The organism is Sphingomonas paeninsulae, assembly GCF_003660165.1.
In the GTDB taxonomy this organism is placed as follows: Bacteria; Pseudomonadota; Alphaproteobacteria; order Sphingomonadales; family Sphingomonadaceae; genus Sphingomonas_O; species Sphingomonas_O paeninsulae.
Genome location: NZ_CP032829.1, coordinates 2,559,506 through 2,577,259 on the forward strand (window position 1 = coordinate 2,559,506; position 17,754 = coordinate 2,577,259).

Consider the following 17,754-nt stretch of genomic DNA (forward strand, 5'->3'; position numbering starts at 1 on the left):
TCGCCAGTGATCCACTGCAGCGTTCGCGCGCTCTTGCTTGCAACGGTTCTTGTCTCCGGCCCTGCGTCGGCAGACACGCTGCGTGAGGCGTTGGCAAAGGCATATCGCAGCAACCCAACTCTGACCGGTGCTCGCGCGGGGCAGCGTGCAACCGATGAAGGCGTACCCATTGCGCGCGCGCGCGGATTGCCTTCTGCAAATGCAACAGCAGCCTATACTGAAGACTTTGTACGGTCGGCATTGAATTTCACATCGCCAGCACGATCCGCGTCGGCCACCGTCAATCTTTCCGTGCCGATTTATTCGGGCGGTGCCGTGCATAATGCGGTGAAAGCGGCCGACGCCCGCGTCAGCGCGGGGCAGGCGTCGCTACGTGATACTGAGGCGACGTTGTTCTCCAATGTCGTTGCTTCATACATGGACGTCATTCGCGATCAGGCAATCGTGTCGCTGAATATGCAGAATCTTCAGGTGCTGAACGTCAATCTCGAGGCGACGCAGGATCGGTTTCAGGTCGGCGATTTGACCCGCACCGACGTTGCTCAATCGCAAGCGCGACTTTCGGAAGCGCGGAGCCAGCTCGAATCGGCGCAGGCGCAGTTGATCACCAGTCGCGAGACTTATGTTCGTCTGGTTGGCGATTCTGCGACCAACCTAGAGCCGCCGCCGCCGTTGCCCAACCTGCCAATTTCGCCCGATACGGCGGTGACGGTCGCGCTCGATAATAATCCCGGCCTTTTGGCGGCGCAGCGCCGCCGTGAAGCCGCGCGTTTTGATACTAACGTCGCTCGAGCCTCTCGTGCTCCAACGATTGCAGCGATCGCGGGCGGAAATTACTCGAATTTTCTGGGCTCTCTGGTTGCTGATGGGTTTGGCTCAACCGGTATTCCGCAGACCAGCACAACTGCTCAGGCCGGCGTGCAGCTTACCATCCCGCTTTACCAGGGCGGACTGCCCACGGCTCAGGTTCGGCGGGCCCAGGCCCTCGAGTCGCAGTCGATCGAGCAGACGATTGAGGTTGAACGTAATATTGTTGCGCAAACCCGGGCGGCCTATGCCAGCTGGCGTGCTTCGAATGAGCTGATAATTTCGTCACAGTCAGCAGTGGATGCCAACACACTTTCGCTGGAGGGCGTCCGTGCAGAGAACAGCGTGGGCAACCGCACGATTCTCGACATCCTGAATGCCGAGCAGGAATTGCTGAATTCGCAGGTGAACCTCGTGTCCGCGCGTCGGAATAGTTATGTTGCAGGCTTTTCGCTGCTTGCTGCAATGGGGCAGGCCGAGGCTCGCAATCTCGGCCTTGAGTCGGGGGCGCTTTTCGATCCGACGGTTAACTATAATCGTGTCAGGAACGACATTTGGGATTTTCATGACGATCCTCACCCCTCTCCGGTTGCGAGCCGGACAGTTGACACGCCCGCCCAAACCCCGTCAGTTATCGGACCAACGCAGAAATAACGTGTGGGGCGTTGCGAAAAGGTGCTTAACGGTGGGTGACATGAGCAACGAACCGTCGATGGAAGAGATTTTATCATCGATAAAACGTATCATCGCTGAAGATAGCGATGTCGCTTTGTCGGTACCAAGGACACGGCGATCGGTTGCCGGATCGATGACGATGGAACGTGCTGTCCCGTCAAGGACCGAATCATCCGATGAGTCCGAAGTCCTAGAGCTTACAGAGGCTGCTCCGGTCGAGGAGCCTATTAAGGACCGCCGCGTGCCCGATATTCAGCAGCCTGAAGCGTCACAGAAGCCACCGCTGGTTTCGGATGCGACTCTTAACGCCAGTCGATCCTCGATTGCAGCGCTGTCCGCTCTGGTCATAAAGCCCGAGATTACCGGGGGCGACACGCTGGAGGGGCTGGTCCGCGAAATGCTGAAGCCGATGTTGGCCGATTGGCTCGATCAACGACTGCCGGACGTCGTCGAGCGCCTGGTCGCGCAGGAAATCTCAAGGATAACAGCGCGGGGATAGGCGCACGGTCACGGACCCGCTAAGCGGCACGCGTTATGACCGAACTTTCAAAAACATTCGACCCCGCCGAAATCGAAGCCCGCTGGTACGCGCATTGGGAGAGTAGCAACGCGTTCCGGCCTGAGCGCCCCGACGCTGCTCCCTTCACCATCGTGATGCCCCCGCCGAACGTCACCGGCAATCTTCACATTGGCCATGCCCTCGACATTACGCTGCAGGACATCCTTGTCCGCCACGCGCGTTTGCAGGGTAAAGACGCGCTATGGGTGGCGGGCACCGATCATGCGGGCATCGCGACTCAGATGGTCGTCGAGCGGCAAATGGCGCTCACCCAGCAGAAGCGCACCGATTTCACGCGCGAGGAATTTATTGCCAAGGTTTGGGAATGGAAAGCCGAGAGCGGCGGTCAGATCACCCAGCAACTTCGCCGGATCGGTGCAAGCTGCGACTGGGAGAACGAACGCTTCACGATGGATGCAGGCTTTTCGAAGGCCGTTCTAAAGGTGTTCGTGGACCTGCATAACGAGGGGCTGCTCTACCGCGATAAACGGCTCGTAAACTGGGACCCGGGTCTGAAAACCGCGATTAGCGATCTCGAGGTCGAGACGCGCGAGATACAGGGCAAGTTCTGGCATTTCCGTTACGCGCTGGCCGATGGCAGCGGGCATATCTCAGTTGCTACGACGCGACCGGAAACGATGCTTGCCGATATGGCGGTTGCCGTGAACCCGAGCGATGAGCGTTACACGGCCCTGATTGGCAAGATGGTGAAGTTGCCGATTACCGGGCGGTTGATCCCGATCGTGGCCGACGAGCACGCCGATCCTGAACTTGGGTCGGGTGCCGTAAAGATTACGCCGGGCCATGATTTCAACGATTTCGAAGTCGGTCGGCGTGCTGGGTTTGCTGCGGGGCAGATGCTGAACATGCTGGATGCCGAGGCCAAGGTGATCCAAACATCTGACGGTCTGATCCCCGACGAATTGCTTGGTCTTTCGGTGAAGGATGCCCGCGGTCGTGTCGTCGCGATGCTTGAGGAAGCGGGCGCATTTGAGAGGGTCGAGGATCGGGTCATTCAGACTCCCTATGGCGATCGTTCAGGCGTGGTGATCGAGCCGTGGCTGACAGACCAATGGTATGTTGATGCCAAGACGCTGGCCGGTCCTGCGATCGAAGCCGTGCGCAGCGGCGAGATCAAGGTTGTCCCTGCAACGTGGGAAAAGACGTGGTTCCAGTGGCTGGAAAACATTCAGCCGTGGTGCGTTTCTCGCCAGCTTTGGTGGGGGCATCAGATTCCTGCGTGGTTCGACGCCGATGGCAAATATTACGTGGCCGAAGATGAAGCCAGTGCGCAGGCGCTGGCCGGGGAAGGGGTTGCCCTCACTCGGGATAGCGACGTTCTAGACACTTGGTTTTCGTCCGCGCTGTGGCCTTTTGGAACACTTGGCTGGCCTGACGCTGATCCGAAGCTCGCGAAACATTACCCTAATGACGTTCTGATTTCAGGATTCGACATCCTGTTCTTCTGGGACGCACGGATGGCGATGCAGGGGATGCACTTCATGAAGGAAGTGCCGTGGAAGACGCTGTACCTCCACGGCCTTGTCCGCGCGCCTGATGGTTCAAAGATGTCGAAGTCGAAGGGCAATACGGTCGACCCCCTTGGCCTGATCGACAAATATGGTGCCGATGCGCTGCGCTTTTTCATGGCGTCAATGGAGAGTCAGGGCCGCGACATAAAGCTCGATGAGAAGCGACTCGAGGGCTATCGCAATTTTGCGACCAAGCTGTGGAATGCCGCGCGCTTTTGTCAGGTCAACGGGATTGGTGCGTCGACTTCGGTCGCGGCTCCGGCTACGGAACTGGCAGTCAATCGCTGGATCATTGGCGAGGTGGTCGAAACCGTTGCAAAGCTCGATAAGGCGCTGGCCGACCTGCGCTTCGATGAAGCTGCGAATACAGTTTATCACTTTGTCTGGGACCGATTTTGCGACTGGTATCTGGAACTGATCAAGACCGAAATCGGCGATGAGACAAAGGCCGTCGCGGGTTGGGTGTTCGACCAGATTCTCGTGATGCTGCATCCGTTCATGCCGTTCATTACCGAGGAACTTTGGCACGCGATGGGTACGCGGGAGTGCGATCTGGTGCTGGCGCAATGGCCTGATCCAGCGGTGGCATATGACGCAACGGTTGCGGCGGAAATCGAATGGGTGATCGGCGTGGTTAATGGTGTCCGGTCGATGCGGGCCGAACTCAACATCGCGCCGGGCATCGCGCTCGAGCCTTCGATTCTTCATGCTTCCGAACTGACGACGCATAGGTTTTCGAACCACGGTTCGATCCTTCGGCGGATGGCCCGGATAACCGAACCTGCCGCGCTTTTGGATAAGGAGGCAGACGTCGGCGGGTCAGCTCAGATCGTTGTCGGCGAAGCGACTCTTATCTTCCCACTCGCCAATGCGGTCGATCTGCCCGCAGAACGGGCACGACTGACCAAGGGTATCGAAGCCGCCACCAAAGAGGCTGATGCCCTCTCTAAGCGTCTGGAAAACCCAGCATTTGTCGAACGTGCTAAGCCCGAGGCGGTGGCTAAGGCGCGAGAGGATCACGCGGAAAAATCTGCCGAGGCCGAACGGCTGTCGGCAGCCCTGGCGCGATTGGGATGATCCCGAACCCAAAGTTTTTAGGCTTGTAATGTCCGATTCCGATCCATCCATTCCGCCAGTCCGCGATCGTGCCGACCTGACCGTCGGCCCAATTGCAAAGACCTTGTTGCTGTTTGCGCTGCCGACGTTGGGGTCGAACGTGCTGCAATCGCTCAACGGCTCGGTCAATGCGATCTGGGTCGGGCATATCCTTGGCGAAAACGCGCTGGCGGCAACCTCAAACGCGAACCTCGTCATGTTCCTGATGTTCGCCGCGTTGTTCGGTTTCGGCATGGCGGCAACGATCATGGTCGGCCAGAACTACGGTCGCCGCGATCTTGATGAGGTTCGCCGCATTATGGGAACTGCAATCGGCCTATTTCTCGGGCTTTCCATAGTTATTGCGGTGCTGGGCTGGGTCTATACGCCACAATTGCTCCATATGCTGGCAACGCCGCCACAGGCCGAACCGCTCGCGCTTGCTTATCTCCGTGTGATTTTCGTCGCGATGCCGGCTTCGTTCCTGACGGTCCTGTTGATGATGGGATTGCGGGGAACCGGCGACGCCCTGACCCCATTGAAATGGATGGCGGTCAGTGTCGTGCTCGATTCCGGCCTTAACCCTGTGCTGATGCTCGGCCTTGGACCGTTCCCGCGCATGGGCATATCGGGTTCGGCGACTGCGACTGCCTTTGCCGGATATATCAGTCTGCTCGGTCTGTTGATCCACATATACATCCGTGACTTGCCCGTGCGGCTGCGCGGAGCCGAACTCCGCTATTTGATCCCTGACTGGTCGCTGGCAAAGGTACTGGCGGTAAAGGGTTTTCCGATGGCGATGCAGATGTTCGTCATGTCGGGATCGGCATTGGTCATGATCGGACTTATCAATCGAGAGGGCGTTGTCGTCACCGCGGCCTATGGCGTGACCCAACAGCTTTGGGCCTATATCCAAATGCCCGCGATGGCGGTGGGTGCAGCCGTTAGTGCGATGGCCGCGCAGAATATCGGAGCCGGAAGGTGGGACCGTGTCGCCCGCATCACCCGTTCGGGCGTGATTTTCAGCTTGTTGCTGACGACCAGCCTCGTCGCCTTACTGGCAGTCGTGGACCGATACGCCCTTGGCCTGTTCCTTGCGCAAAATTCGCCCGCCATGCCGATCGCCCGGCATATTCAGCTGATTGCGACATGGAGTTTCATCATGTTCGGGCTGACATTCGTGCTGTTCGGCACGATCCGGGCGAATGGCGGGGTCTGGCCGCCGCTGATCATTCTGATCCTTTCGCTCATCCCGTTCCGTATTGGTTTCGCGCTGTTGTTTCGGCCCACCCTGGGTGCAGACGCGATATGGCTGAGCTTTCCGATCAGCTCGCTGGTGACGATGCTGCTTGCGATTGCCTATTATCGCTTGGGCAACTGGCGGTCGATGCATCTGCTGACGCCGCCAAGCCCGATCGAAGCCGAGCAGGCAGCGAGTGGAAGCGGCGAACCGGCAGGGCGCTTGCAGCCATCGGGGTAAGCGCCTTAAGGAAAAACCATGTCGATGTATCCTGCACTCCGCCTTCGCCGCACCCGTTCCAGCACATGGAGCCGGGCGCTGGTCAGTGAAACACACCTTGGCCCACAGCATCTGATCTGGCCGCTGTTCGTGACGAGCGGGCAGGGGGTTGAGGAGCCGATTGCCAGCTTGCCGGGTGTATCGCGCTGGTCGGTCGATCTGATCGTCGCACGCGCCCGCGAGGCGAAGGCGCTGGGCATTGGCGTCATCGCATTGTTTCCCAATACCCCCCGTGAACTGCGTACCGATGATGGTCGGGAGGCATTGAACCGCGACAATCTGATGTGCCGCGCGATCCGCGCGATCAAGGACGCGGTGCCGGATATCGGCGTGCTGACCGATGTTGCCCTCGACCCCTATACGACGCACGGCCACGATGGGCTGATCGACGCGACAGGCTATGTCGTGAACGATACGACGTCCGAACTGCTGGTCGGACAGGCTTTGGTGCAGGCTGAATCCGGGGCCGATATTATTGCGCCGTCCGACATGATGGATGGCCGCGTTGGCGCCATCCGTGATGCTCTGGAGGAGGCGGGTCATATCAACGTCCAGATCATGTCCTATGCCGCCAAATATGCGTCGGCATTTTATGGTCCGTTTCGCGATGCCGTGGGATCAACTGGCCTGTTGAAGGGGAATAAGAAAACCTACCAGATGGACCCCGCCAATGCAGATGAAGCGATGCGCGAAGTCGAACTGGATATTGCCGAAGGCGCGGACAGCATCATGGTCAAGCCGGGCCTGCCGTATCTCGATATCATCCGGCGCGTGAAGGAACGGTTTGAAATCCCCGTCTTCGCCTATGCTGTGTCAGGCGAATACGCGATGATCGAGGCGGCGGCGGCGGCAGGAGCGGGCGATCGTGATGCGCTCGTGCTGGAAACCCTGCTGGCGTTCCGGCGCGCGGGTTGTTCGGGAATCCTGACCTATCATGCGGCCCATGCCGCCCGGTTGCTCAATGGTTGATCCAACTTTGATCCCGTTCGATGGCGTCACGCCGACCGTGGATGACAGCGCCTTCGTCGCGGCAGGCAGCCGGGTCATCGGCAAAGTGACGATCGGCGCAGAATCGAGCATTTGGTATAATTGCGTGTTGCGCGGCGATGTGAACCACATCGTCATCGGTGCGCGGACGAATATCCAGGACGGCACGGTAATCCATGTCGATTCGCCAAAGGGCGGTGGCGACGGACTTTCCACGATCATCGGTAACGATGTCCTGATTGGGCATATGGTGATGCTGCATGGTTCGGTGCTGCGCGATCACGCGTTCGTCGGGCTGGGCTGTATCGTCATGGACGGCTGCACGATCGAATCGGATGCCATGCTGGCTGCGGGGTCGATGCTTACGCCGGGCAAGACCATGCGCAGCGGTGAGCTTTGGATGGGGCGTCCGGCGAAGAAGCTGCGTGATTTAAGCGCCGAGGAAATCGCGCGAAACCGGTTGGCCGCCGCAGGATACGTAGCTCTGGCTCAGAAGCATAAAACGACCGCTAGAGCAGAATCCGATCCGATTGCATCGGACCGACTGCTCTAGGCTTTTGATTTGACGCGTTTTCCGAGCCAGCAGGTAATTCTACCTCCTTCGAAAACGCTTTAGCGGGTGAGTTCCTGCAAGCGCGCGGTCTGCCGCTCTACGATCGCGCTGGCCTCTGCTTCGGCGGCGGTGAGTTCTGGAACCCCGCCCAAAGCGGCATCGGCCGACGCGGCCTGAGTTTGCGCGAGCAACAGCGTCTCGATTTCAGCCAGCGCGGCCGCACTATCCTGTCGGGCGGCTTCCAGTACGGATTGCGCCTGTTGCCCCGCCACCCATGATTCGCTCCCTTCTGCGGCGCGGCGTCCGGCGAGGATCAGGCGATTGCTGTCGCGATCCGCCTTTGAAAAACTGCTGTCGCCAGCTTTCACGCGTGCAAGCAACTGGGCGACCTGGCTTTGAAGAGCAGGCGTAATCGCAGCGACATTCACAGGAGCCGGGATCGGTGGCGTGGTTGTGGCCTGTTTCTCAATAGCGCGCGGCAGCAGCGAAGGCGCGTTCACCCTTTCGCCGCAACCGGCAAGAGCGAGAATTGTCAGGGGAAACAGGTGTTTTTTCATGAAAGTTGCATAGAGATTTGCAAGATGAGGAGCAACGGGGTTGCGCCCTGCGAAACCCCCGCCTACAGGAACCATCCCAGTGCGCCCGTAGCTCAGCTGGATAGAGCATCAGACTACGAATCTGAGGGCCGGGCGTTCGAATCGCTCCGGGCGCACCAATTTCTCCCAGGAGAAATTAAAACGGGTAGGATCAGCGAAGCGAACCGCTCGCTGATCCAAACTTCCCAAATCTCAACCTGGCGATGCAGCCGATCCGGCGAGTAAACCGCCGTCGATATTTATCTCTGTACCTGTCACATATGTCGCTTCATCCGATGCAAGCATGATCGCGATTGCGGCCACTTCGTCCGGCATTCCAAACCGTTTGAGGGGAGTGTCGGCGACCAAAGCCTGCATCTTCGTTTCCCGATCCGGTCCCGTGCCGAGCATGGGTTCCCATATCGGCGTCAGAATTGCGGCAGGATGGATTGAATTGCATCGGATTTTCCAGCCCTGCTGGGCACAGTAGAGGGCAACCGTTTTACTATGGTTGCGGATCGCCGCCTTTGACGATGCATATGCCGCAGCGAGGGGGATTCCAACCAATCCCGAACGCGACGAGATATTGATGATCGAGCCGGTACCCTGCGCCTTCATCCCCCCGATTGCATAACGGCAACCAAGGAATGTCCCGTCGAGGTTGACCCTGTGTACCGCTCTCCAGTCCGAGAGGCTGGCGTGTTCTGGATCATGGGCGATCATCCCGTTTTCAAACCCGGTCACGCCCGCGTTGTTGACGACGACATCAGCCACAGGGACGCATTCGGCCAAGCGGAGCCAATCGGCTTCTTCACGCACATCGAGCTTTTCGAATCGGCAGCCGATTTCTGCTGCGGTTATAGTGCCAGCGGATTCGTCCGAATCGGTGACGACAACAACGCCGCCTTCGTCGTGGAATCGGGAAGCGATTGCACGGCCAATACCGCGCGCCGCACCGGTCACGACGCAAATTTTTCCTGTCAGTTTTTGCATGATGTTCTCAATCTACGAGGACGGAACTTCGCTCCGTTCCCGCGCCATCGTAATCGCATCGAGTATCTTCGCACCACCCAGAAAAACGGCGCCTGAGCAGGCGGCGAACAATAGCCAGCCCCCATATCCGGGGTAGGCGACCAGATAGGTCTTGCCGCGCTCCATCGCTCCGGTCGCGAGCGAATAGATGATGAGATAGGCTTCCCACTTGGTCTTGATCGTGAAGAGGCGACTGATCTTCTGGAGCATATGGTGCATCCAGCAAGGGTTAGGCCAAGTGCGGAAATCCTCAACAGTTTCTTAATATTTTGAGTAAACTGTAAATTAACCCGACAATTCGGGCAGCCCCAGTGCCGCGATCAGTGCCGAGCGGGCCTGGACAATCGCGTCGATCAGCGTCGGGTTTGCGAGATCGGAAGGGGCGATGTTCTCCGGCCAGTGCTGGTTCACGATTCCCGCGATCAGATCGAGCTTTGCGTTGTTTGCGAGAAACCTTGGGTCGATTTTTGCCGGGTCAGCGATGACGCGCAAACGCAGGCACGCCGGGCCGCCACCATTCGCCATTGATTCACGGACATCGACCGGAACAAGTCGCCGGACCGGCCCGTTGCCTGCGACCAGTGACTGGAGCCAGCCCCACACGCGCTGATTGTCCTGCGCTTCGCTCGGCAGGATCAGAGCCATGCCGCCATCCGGCAAAGTGATGAGTTGGGCGTTGAACAAATAGCTGCTGATTGCGTCGCTTAGCGATATGATGCTGGCGGGGACTTCAATGATCTCGACTTCGGGCAGCGCGGCGGTCAGGTCGCTGTAAAAGCGTGCCTTGTCCGCGAATGCCTGTTCGTGGGTGAACAGCACGCGTTCATTGGCGACTGCGACCACGTCGTTGTGGAAAGCGCCCGCCGCGATTGCTTCCGCTGACTGGGCGACGAACAGCGCGTTTGAGATGCCGTGGAGGCGGGCAACGGCTTTCGATGCCTCGATATGCTGGCGGGCGGGGAAGGGGCCGCCGGGGATGCCGTAAACGAAAACCTCGACGCCGGGCGCTCCATGTTCGCGGCACAGGCGCATATGATTGGCCGCGCCCTCGTCGCCGAACGGTGCGGGGACGGGGGCGTGGATTGCGAAGCCGGGGTTGGCAAAGGCCAGCCTGAGTTGTGGCAGTGTCCCCGGCCACTCATGCGCGCGGTGGGGCATCGTCAGCAGGTTGGCGGGGGTCAGGTGGCATCGGCCATCCTCCGTGTCGGGCGCAGGCGAGACGGTTGCGGCATTGGCGGCCCACATTGCTGAAGCGGACATTGCTGCCGCCCCGATATGCGGTTCGGCGCGATCGGCGTCGGTCCCCAGTGTCGCCAGCCATGCCGTGTCGGGGCGATTGTGTGGCAGGAAAAACCCCTGTGTGAGACCGAGTGCGATGTTGGCGCGCATTTTCTCGATACCCTGCAACGCCGCCGCGCGTGGATGCGAAACTGCGCCCGCGTTGCTGGCCGACGCGAGGTTACCGGCGCTGAGGCCAGCATAATTGTGGCTGGGGCCGACGATGCCGTCGAAATTGATCTCGACCAGTGTCATTGCGGCGCGACGAGGATTTCGTCACCTGCGCCAACATTGAGCAAGCCTGCCGCTTCTGGATCGAGGCTGTCGCCATCGACACAACCCCATGTTGCCACGAAACTCTCCAGCGTTCCGTGCGAGACGATGGCCCGCGGTGCTTCGTTTGCGGCAACGCGGCCAATTGTGGTGGTTTTGGCGTCGGCGATCGACCTGATCCGGTCGGTGTTGGCACGCATCGTGGGGCCACCATCAAAGATATCGACATAGCCGTCCGCCGAAAAACCCTCGCCCTCCAGCATCCGCATCGCGGCGCGTCCGGACGGGTGAGGCAGGCCGATGGCGGCGCGCGCAGGTTCGCTGAGCATGGCGATATAGACGGGGTGTTTGGGCATCAGGTCGGCGATGAACTGGTGTCCATGAATGGCGTTGAATTCGTCAGCTTCCTGAAAGTTCATGCCAAAGAAGCGCCCGGCGACCCCATCCCAGAATGGCGATCCACCGCCTTCGTCGATTAGGCCGCGCAGTTCGGCGATAGTGGTGTTGGCAAAGCGCGCCCGATGCTGGCGGATGAACAGATAGCGGCTGCGCGCGATCAGCATTCCCAAACCGCCCGCCCGTTCGCGCGGGTGCAGGAACAGTCCGCCGACTTCGCTCGCGCCTTCCAGATCGGTGGATAACGTCAGCATATCGGCGCGGAACGTACGTGCGAGTTCCTTCGAATGCTGGGTCAGCGTGCCGATACGATAGCTGTAGAACGGTGCGCTCATGCCGACCTGACTGAATATCTGGCAAGTCCCGCGTACCTGACCGGTCTCGGCGTTTTCCAGGACCAGCACGAACAGATCCTCGCCCAGCGTATCGTCGATGCGCGCAAACGCCTTCGCCGATCGATCCAGCTTGGCGATCAGTGAAGGCTTGTCGGGCGGCAGGTTGGTGAACCCGCCACCGGTCAGTTTGGCCATTTCATAAAGCGCCGCCAGATCGGACGTTCGCGCAGCGCGCATTCGGAACGTCATATCAAAAGGCCCCGCTGGCGATGCGAAGTAATACCAAAGCGCTCAACATGGCCCGTTCCCCAATGATTCCACGATCAGATATTCTTCCGCAGAGTGTATCGCGCCTCCACGCACGCCCATCGTGTCAACAACGGGTACACCGCAAGCCGCGATGTTGTTGCCGTCGCAAACCCCGCCAGTTGCCTTCCACGATATCGACTGGCCCAACGCGCTGCCGCAATCACGGACGAGTCCGAACAGTTTTTCGGCGGGTGGGTCCATCGGTTTTGGTGGACGCCCGAAGCCGCCGTGAAGGTCGATAGCAACTTGATGAAGAGTGGCGATTTCGGCGATTGCCAGTTCGATCCCGGCAACGGCGCGCGCCTCCTCCTCCGGTGCGGACGGTCGCATATTGACGCGGAGAACGGCGTGATCGGGAACGACGTTATTCGGTCCACCGCCATCGATCTTTGCAGGATTGACCGAAAGTCCGGGGCCTTTCATCGCCGCCAGTCGCAGTGCCAGCGCCGCCGCCGCTAACAGGGCGTTGCGGCCATCCTCTGGATTGCGACCCGCGTGCGCTGCCTTTCCGGTGACGATAAAGCTGAAATTCCCACTGCCCGGCCTCGCACCCGCCAGCGTCCCGTCGGGCAGGGCGGCAGGCTCATAGGTCAGCGCGGCGACTTTCCCTCGTGCAACCTCGGCAATCAAGGCGGCTGACGACAGCGATCCCGTTTCCTCATCGCTGTTGATAACCACATCATAACCCAGCGCAGAGGCAGCATTGCTCTTTTCGAACGCTTTCAGAGCGGCCAGCATGACCGCGATGCCGCCCTTCATATCTGCAACACCTGGACCGTTGATAATGCCGGGGGCCTGCTCACGCAGCGTCTGGAAACTGTGATCGGCGGCAAATACCGTGTCCATATGGCCGGTCAGGAGGACGCGGCGATTGGCTCCGGGACGCACGCTTAGGTGAAGATGCCTGCCGTGTACGCGCGCCTGTTTCGATCCATCGGGCAGGATTGCGTCGACGGGTGCCGGATCGACCAGCCTGATCTCGCCCGGCAATTCCGCGAACGTATCCGCGAGCAATCCGGCAACATGGGCAAGCCCTTTCAGGTTGGCCGTTCCCGTGTTGATCGCGGCCCAGCGTTCCACCCGACCGAGCATCGGCACATCGTTCACGCGTTCGACAGTCGCTTGTTCTTGGGCGGTCATTGTCTCCATTACGCATACCTAACCACCAGTAACCCGCTTGTCGAAGGGGCTGATTGGCGGCATAGTCCCCGTGCTTCCTCCCCGGCGCATTATCGTTGATCCTGCTAAGCCAAGGAGTTGCCATGTCCGCCTACCTCGACCGTTCGGGTTTGAAAGTTGCGCCTGCCCTCATCGATTTCGTCGAGCATGAAGCATTGCCGGGCACTGGGATCGAACCCGCCGCACTATGGAGCGGTCTGTCAGATATCCTTGCACATTTCGCGCCGCACAATCGCGGATTGCTCGCCAGGCGCGACGACCTGCAAGCCAAGATCGATGCCTGGCACAAGGGGCGAGCGGGCCAGTCGCACGATGCCCAGACGTATGAAAACTTCCTGCGTGAGATCGGCTATCTTGTTGCTGAACCCGCGGATTTTACGGTCACAACCGAAAACGTAGATGATGAAGTCGCGACTCTGGCAGGACCGCAACTCGTGGTGCCGTCGCTCAATACGCGCTTTGCCCTGAATGCGGCGAATGCACGCTGGGGCAGTTTGTACGACGCGCTTTATGGCACCGACGCGCTTGATGCTGCGCCCGCGATCCCCGGTGGGTATGACCCGATCCGTGGCGCGGCCGTAATCGGTTATGCAAAAGCTTTTCTCGACCGCGCCGCACCCCTTTCGACGGGGCAATGGGCCGACCTGACGACCGTTGCCGATTTGCCGGCGATTGGGTGGCGTGGCGATCGTAGCAATCCTACTGCCGTTCTGCTTCGCCACAATGGCCTGCACATTGAACTCATCATCGACCGGGACAGCGCAATCGGCGCGAGTGATCCGGCGGGAATCTCTGACGTCATTCTCGAATCGGCATTGTCCACGATCGTAGATCTTGAAGACTCGGTTGCGGCGGTCGATGCGGATGACAAGGTCATGGCCTATCGCACATGGCTTGGCCTGATGAAGGGCGACCTGTCGGCGTCGTTCCAAAAGGGTGGCCGCATCCTCACGCGCACGCTGGATGGCGACCGCGAATGGCAGGGAACGGCTGGCGCATTCACGCTCCACGGTCGCAGCCTGTTGTTCGTTCGCAACGTCGGTCATCTGATGACGAATCCCGCGATTCTGTTGCCCGACGGTTCGGAAGTTCCCGAGGGCATTCTCGACACCGTCATAACTTCGCTGATCGCGATGCACGACAAGGGGGGAATAGCCGCACCGGCAGCATCTATATCGTCAAACCAAAGATGCACGGTCCCGAAGAAGCCGCGTTCACCAATGCGCTGTTCGATGCCACCGAAGATTTGCTCGGGCTGAAACACAACACGATCAAGGTCGGCGTGATGGATGAGGAGCGGCGGACATCGGCCAATCTCGCCGCGACGATCCACGCCGTGCGCGGTCGTATCGCGTTCATCAACACCGGGTTCCTTGATCGCACCGGCGACGAAATACACACGTCGATGCACGCTGGGCCGATGGTCGCGAAGGCGGATATGAAGGGCAGCGCATGGATCAAATCATACGAAGGTCGCAACGTCGCCATCGGTCTCGCGTGCGGGCTGTCGGGCAAGGCGCAAATCGGCAAGGGGATGTGGGCCGCGCCCGATCGCATGGCGGACATGATGGTGCAAAAGATCGGTCATCCGATGTCGGGGCGAACACCGCATGGGTGCCTTCACCGACCGCCGCGACGCTCCACGCCATGCATTATCATCAGGTCGATGTGTTCGCGCGTCAGCCCGAAGTGGCGGTCATCCCGCCATTATCAGATCTGTTGACCATTCCGCTGGCAGTGGGACGCAATTGGTCGCCTGCTGAAATCGAACGCGAACTCGACAATAATGCGCAGGGTATCCTTGGGTATGTGGTGCGCTGGATCGATCAGGGCATCGGTTGTTCAAAGGTTCCCGACATCGATGACGTGGGATTAATGGAGGACCGCGCGACGCTGCGTATTTCATCGCAACATTTGGCAAACTGGCTGCTCCACGGTGTTTGCACCCCCGAACAGGTCGATGCGGCGTTGCTGCGGATGGCGGCAAAGGTCGATGCGCAGAACGCGGACGATGCGCTCTATCGCCCAATGGCTCCCGATCCGGCAGCAAGCATAGCCTTTACCGCAGCGCGTGCTCTTGTTTTCGAAGGCCTGATCCAGCCTAACGGCTACACCGAGCCGCTGCTTCACAAGTTCAGGCAGGCGGTGAAGGCAGAAACGGCCTGAACTCCTCTAGCACTTCCTCATAGAGCCGTTTTTTGAAGGTAACAATTAACTGGGGCAGCTCCCAGGGATCGACCCACTGCCATGCGCGGAATTCGGGGTGCTCGGTTTCGAGATTAACATCGGAATCCTGTCCGATGAATCGCGCCAGGAACCAGCTTTGCCGCTGACCGGCATAACGACCCTTCCACAGCTTGGTCTGGAGTTCGGGGGCAGATCGTAGATCAGTTCACGCGATGCCTGCGCGATGATCTCGACCTTGTGCGGAGGGATGCCGGTTTCCTCCTCAAGTTCGCGCAACGCCCCATCGCGGGCGCTCTCGCCTTCATCCAGACCACCTTGTGGCATCTGCCACGCATCGAAACTTGAATCGATACGCTGGGCAACGAACGCCTTGTTGTCGGCATTGATCAGCATGACCGCGGCGGCGGGGCGATAGGGCAGGGACTTGCTCATAGCGCGGCTGCCGCCTGGGCAATCATGGGCTTCAGCACGGCGAAGCATCCGGCCAAATCCGCAACCGACGACGGAATGGCTCTCCGCAAATTGACGAACCCATGAATATTACCCACCGCCTCTCGAAATACCGTCGGCACTCCTGCTGCGATCAGGGCACCGGCATAAGCGCGTCCCTGATCGCGCAAGGGATCGAGGCCTGCCGTGATCACCAGAGTCGGCGGCATCCCGGCGTGATCGTGCGATAGCGGATAGGCACGAATATGCCCCTGTTCCGCTGCATAGGCTTCATGGAAATAGTTCATTGCAGCCGTCGTCAGCAGCTTGCCCTCGCCATGTTCATGGAAAGATCCCCAATCGGAGTCGTCATCGACCACCGGATAAATCGGGAACTGGGCGATAACCGGAACCGCAGCCGGTTCATCACGCAGCGCCATAGATGTCACGATCGCCAGATTACCCCCTGCGCTGTCGCCCGAAGTCACGAGGCCGGTCACTTGAAACCCCAGTTCCGCCGGGCTGGTCGCGATCCATCGGGCAGCCGCTTCGCAATCATCGGGCGCAGCCGGGAATGGTGCTTCCGGGGCCAAACGATAGTCGATGGCGATGACCGGTATATCGAGCGCGCGTGCAGCCTCTGCACAATAGGGGCCGTGGGTTTCCAGATTGCCGATCACGAAGCCGCCGCCGTGAAAGAAAACCATCACTGGCCCCGGTTCGCGCGTCGTTCGGGCATCATAAAGCCGCACCGGAATGGCACCGGCTGGTCCCGGTATCGACAGATCGCGGATTACGGCAAGCGGTCCTGTTTCCAGTTCGGCCACCGGTCCCATGGCAACCATCATTGCCCGCGCCTGTTCGGGCGGGAGTTCATGCATCTTTGGACCGGGTACGTTGTTGAGATAGGTTAGAAACGCCTGCACATCCGGGCGTTGGTCAGGGTGGTTCTGCTCGGTCATCAATCTCTCCAACGGCCACCGCGCGATCGGTGGCTTGCTTCGTCGCAGAGGTAAGGCCAGCGGTAACGCTTCGACAAGGAGGATGAGCCGATTTAAGGAAAATTATGCTGAATGTCGTTCATCATCCCGACTATGTCGTTCAGGGACAGAGCGGCGCGCACCATTTCAGTAAATATGCTGCCGTCATGGATGTTCTGCGTGCAGACGGCGATTTGATCGAATTTCGTCCCGAACCCATGCCACGCCATTGGTTGGAGGCGGCGCATGACGCGGCATATGTTGCCGCTGTTCTGGGTTCGACCGTGGACCGCACCATCGAACGTCGCATTGGGTTTTCCGTCACGCCCGATGTTTCACGCCGAGCAGTGCTCAGTCCCGGCGGCACATGGCTGGCGGCCAAACTCGCCCTAGAACACGGTTATGCTGCCAACGCTGCGGGCGGCAGCCACCATGCGCTTTTCGACAGCGGAGCGGGTTTCTGTGTGTTCAATGACCTCGCCATCGCCGCGCTTCGACTGGTGGGAGAGGGCGACGTCGCCCGAATCCTGATCGTGGACTGCGACGTCCATCAGGGGGATGGGACGGCTATCATTTTGGCTGGGCGCAGCGATATCGCCACACTGTCGCTACATGCAGAAAAGAATTTTCCGGTTCGCAAGGCGCAATCATCGATGGATGTCGGTTTGCCCGATGGTACGGGCGACGATGCCTATTTGGCGGCGCTGGCCCCGGCACTCGACACGATGATCGACCGTGCGCGCCCCGAGCTTATTCTGTTTCAGGCGGGCGTGGATATTCACGGCGATGACAAGCTTGGACGGCTTTCGCTGACCGATGCAGGAATTGCCGCCCGCGACTCGCTTATTGCGCAGTGTGCAAGATCGCGCGGCATCCCCCTCGCCAGCGCGATGGGGGAGGCTATGGCAATGATGTTCTGGCGGTCGCGACGCGTCATGCCCGGACGATGCGTAATCTTTGCGCGGCATATCTGGATTAATGCCGTGGTGAGTTTTACTTTTTTGCGACAAGGGCGTCAGGGTCGTAAGGCGCGCCGAACAATAGCAGGATGATT

At 59.7% G+C, this 17,754-nt stretch carries 13 protein-coding genes, 1 tRNA gene and 3 pseudogenes; 9 read left to right on the forward strand and 8 right to left on the reverse strand.

Annotated features, from left to right (window positions below; genetic code table 11):
* Positions 1 to 6 precede the first annotated feature (6 nt).
* The 6 genes from D3Y57_RS18015 to D3Y57_RS18040 are packed head-to-tail and all read left to right on the forward strand — an operon-like array spanning position 7 to position 7,727.
* Positions 7 to 1,461: a TolC family outer membrane protein gene (locus D3Y57_RS18015; RefSeq protein ID WP_239025923.1), complete on the forward strand. Its 1,455-nt coding sequence runs from the start codon at positions 7 to 9 to the stop codon at positions 1,459 to 1,461.
* Positions 1,462 to 1,501: 40 nt separating this feature from the next.
* The gene (locus D3Y57_RS18020) at positions 1,502 to 1,981 is read left to right on the forward strand and encodes a DUF2497 domain-containing protein (protein WP_239025924.1); all 480 of its coding nucleotides are present in this window, start codon (positions 1,502 to 1,504) and stop codon (positions 1,979 to 1,981) included.
* A 35-nt stretch (positions 1,982 to 2,016) separates the two neighbouring features.
* A complete protein-coding gene (locus D3Y57_RS18025) occupies positions 2,017 to 4,650 on the forward strand; it encodes a valine--tRNA ligase (RefSeq protein WP_121154823.1) in 2,634 nt (877 codons plus the stop codon).
* A 28-nt stretch (positions 4,651 to 4,678) separates the two neighbouring features.
* Positions 4,679 to 6,148 carry an MATE family efflux transporter gene (locus D3Y57_RS18030; protein ID WP_121154826.1) on the forward strand — a complete coding sequence of 490 codons (1,470 nt, stop codon included), beginning with the start codon at positions 4,679 to 4,681 and terminating at the stop codon, positions 6,146 to 6,148.
* Positions 6,149 to 6,166: 18 nt separating this feature from the next.
* A complete protein-coding gene (gene hemB / locus D3Y57_RS18035; protein WP_121154829.1) occupies positions 6,167 to 7,156 on the forward strand; it encodes a porphobilinogen synthase in 990 nt (329 codons plus the stop codon).
* A complete protein-coding gene (locus D3Y57_RS18040; RefSeq protein WP_121154831.1) occupies positions 7,149 to 7,727 on the forward strand; it encodes a gamma carbonic anhydrase family protein in 579 nt (192 codons plus the stop codon). Before hemB ends, D3Y57_RS18040 begins: the two co-directional genes overlap by 8 nt.
* 59 nt (positions 7,728 to 7,786) lie before the next feature.
* Here D3Y57_RS18040 and D3Y57_RS18045 read toward each other — a convergent pair whose 3' ends face one another.
* The gene (locus D3Y57_RS18045) at positions 7,787 to 8,284 is read right to left on the reverse strand and encodes a hypothetical protein (RefSeq protein ID WP_162987195.1); all 498 of its coding nucleotides are present in this window, start codon (positions 8,282 to 8,284) and stop codon (positions 7,787 to 7,789) included.
* 81 nt (positions 8,285 to 8,365) lie between these two features.
* Between D3Y57_RS18045 and D3Y57_RS18050 the strand changes: the two genes are divergently transcribed.
* Positions 8,366 to 8,442 (forward strand) — tRNA-Arg (locus D3Y57_RS18050).
* 73 nt (positions 8,443 to 8,515) lie between these two features.
* Here D3Y57_RS18050 and D3Y57_RS18055 read toward each other — a convergent pair.
* The 5 genes and pseudogenes from D3Y57_RS18055 to D3Y57_RS18075 form a co-directional block, all read right to left on the reverse strand.
* Complete coding sequence (locus D3Y57_RS18055; protein ID WP_121154836.1) at positions 8,516 to 9,295, reverse strand: SDR family oxidoreductase; 780 nt, start codon at positions 9,293 to 9,295, stop codon at positions 8,516 to 8,518.
* Positions 9,296 to 9,307: 12 nt separating this feature from the next.
* Positions 9,308 to 9,544 (reverse strand): hypothetical protein, encoded by a 237-nt coding sequence (locus tag D3Y57_RS18060; RefSeq protein WP_121154838.1) that lies wholly within the window; start codon positions 9,542 to 9,544, stop codon positions 9,308 to 9,310.
* A gap of 75 nt (positions 9,545 to 9,619) precedes the next feature.
* Positions 9,620 to 10,867 (reverse strand): N-succinylarginine dihydrolase, encoded by a 1,248-nt coding sequence (locus D3Y57_RS18065; RefSeq protein WP_121154840.1) that lies wholly within the window; start codon positions 10,865 to 10,867, stop codon positions 9,620 to 9,622.
* The gene (locus tag D3Y57_RS18070) at positions 10,864 to 11,865 is read right to left on the reverse strand and encodes an arginine N-succinyltransferase (protein WP_121154843.1); all 1,002 of its coding nucleotides are present in this window, start codon (positions 11,863 to 11,865) and stop codon (positions 10,864 to 10,866) included. The genes D3Y57_RS18065 and D3Y57_RS18070 overlap by 4 nt, the downstream gene beginning before the upstream one ends.
* Position 11,866: 1 nt before the next feature.
* Positions 11,867 to 13,074: pseudogene (locus tag D3Y57_RS18075) on the reverse strand (hydrolase).
* Between the two features lie 113 nt (positions 13,075 to 13,187).
* Between D3Y57_RS18075 and D3Y57_RS18080 the strand changes: the two are divergent.
* Positions 13,188 to 15,270: pseudogene (locus D3Y57_RS18080) on the forward strand (malate synthase G).
* On the opposite strand, the pseudogene D3Y57_RS18085 reads toward D3Y57_RS18080, so the two are convergent.
* Together D3Y57_RS18085 and D3Y57_RS18090 are read right to left on the reverse strand one after the other, a co-directional pair.
* Positions 15,239 to 15,723: pseudogene (locus D3Y57_RS18085) on the reverse strand (RNA pyrophosphohydrolase). The pseudogenes D3Y57_RS18080 and D3Y57_RS18085 sit on opposite strands and share 32 nt — an antisense overlap.
* Complete coding sequence (locus D3Y57_RS18090) at positions 15,720 to 16,682, reverse strand: alpha/beta hydrolase (protein ID WP_121154845.1); 963 nt, start codon at positions 16,680 to 16,682, stop codon at positions 15,720 to 15,722. The pseudogene D3Y57_RS18085 and the gene D3Y57_RS18090 overlap by 4 nt, the downstream one beginning before the upstream one ends.
* A gap of 104 nt (positions 16,683 to 16,786) precedes the next feature.
* On the opposite strand from D3Y57_RS18090, the gene D3Y57_RS18095 reads away from it, so the two are divergent.
* A complete protein-coding gene (locus tag D3Y57_RS18095; RefSeq protein ID WP_430739016.1) occupies positions 16,787 to 17,752 on the forward strand; it encodes a histone deacetylase family protein in 966 nt (321 codons plus the stop codon).
* Positions 17,753 to 17,754 lie beyond the last annotated feature (2 nt).

What these genes read in the sequence shown, in the direction of transcription:
- D3Y57_RS18020 (WP_239025924.1), top strand. Translation starts at nt 1,502, where the DNA reads ATGAGCAACGAACCGTCGATGGAAGAGATTTTATCATCGATAAAACGT.
- D3Y57_RS18060 (WP_121154838.1), bottom strand. Translation starts at nt 9,544, where the DNA reads ATGCTCCAGAAGATCAGTCGCCTCTTCACGATCAAGACCAAGTGGGAA.
- D3Y57_RS18095 (WP_430739016.1), top strand. Translation starts at nt 16,787, where the DNA reads ATGCTGAATGTCGTTCATCATCCCGACTATGTCGTTCAGGGACAGAGC.
- D3Y57_RS18045 (WP_162987195.1), bottom strand. Translation starts at nt 8,284, where the DNA reads ATGAAAAAACACCTGTTTCCCCTGACAATTCTCGCTCTTGCCGGTTGC.
- D3Y57_RS18025 (WP_121154823.1), top strand. Translation starts at nt 2,017, where the DNA reads ATGACCGAACTTTCAAAAACATTCGACCCCGCCGAAATCGAAGCCCGC.
- D3Y57_RS18090 (WP_121154845.1), bottom strand. Translation starts at nt 16,682, where the DNA reads ATGACCGAGCAGAACCACCCTGACCAACGCCCGGATGTGCAGGCGTTT.
- D3Y57_RS18070 (WP_121154843.1), bottom strand. Translation starts at nt 11,865, where the DNA reads ATGACGTTCCGAATGCGCGCTGCGCGAACGTCCGATCTGGCGGCGCTT.
- D3Y57_RS18065 (WP_121154840.1), bottom strand. Translation starts at nt 10,867, where the DNA reads ATGACACTGGTCGAGATCAATTTCGACGGCATCGTCGGCCCCAGCCAC.
- D3Y57_RS18040 (WP_121154831.1), top strand. Translation starts at nt 7,149, where the DNA reads ATGGTTGATCCAACTTTGATCCCGTTCGATGGCGTCACGCCGACCGTG.
- D3Y57_RS18055 (WP_121154836.1), bottom strand. Translation starts at nt 9,295, where the DNA reads ATGCAAAAACTGACAGGAAAAATTTGCGTCGTGACCGGTGCGGCGCGC.
- hemB (WP_121154829.1), top strand. Translation starts at nt 6,167, where the DNA reads ATGTCGATGTATCCTGCACTCCGCCTTCGCCGCACCCGTTCCAGCACA.
- D3Y57_RS18030 (WP_121154826.1), top strand. Translation starts at nt 4,679, where the DNA reads ATGTCCGATTCCGATCCATCCATTCCGCCAGTCCGCGATCGTGCCGAC.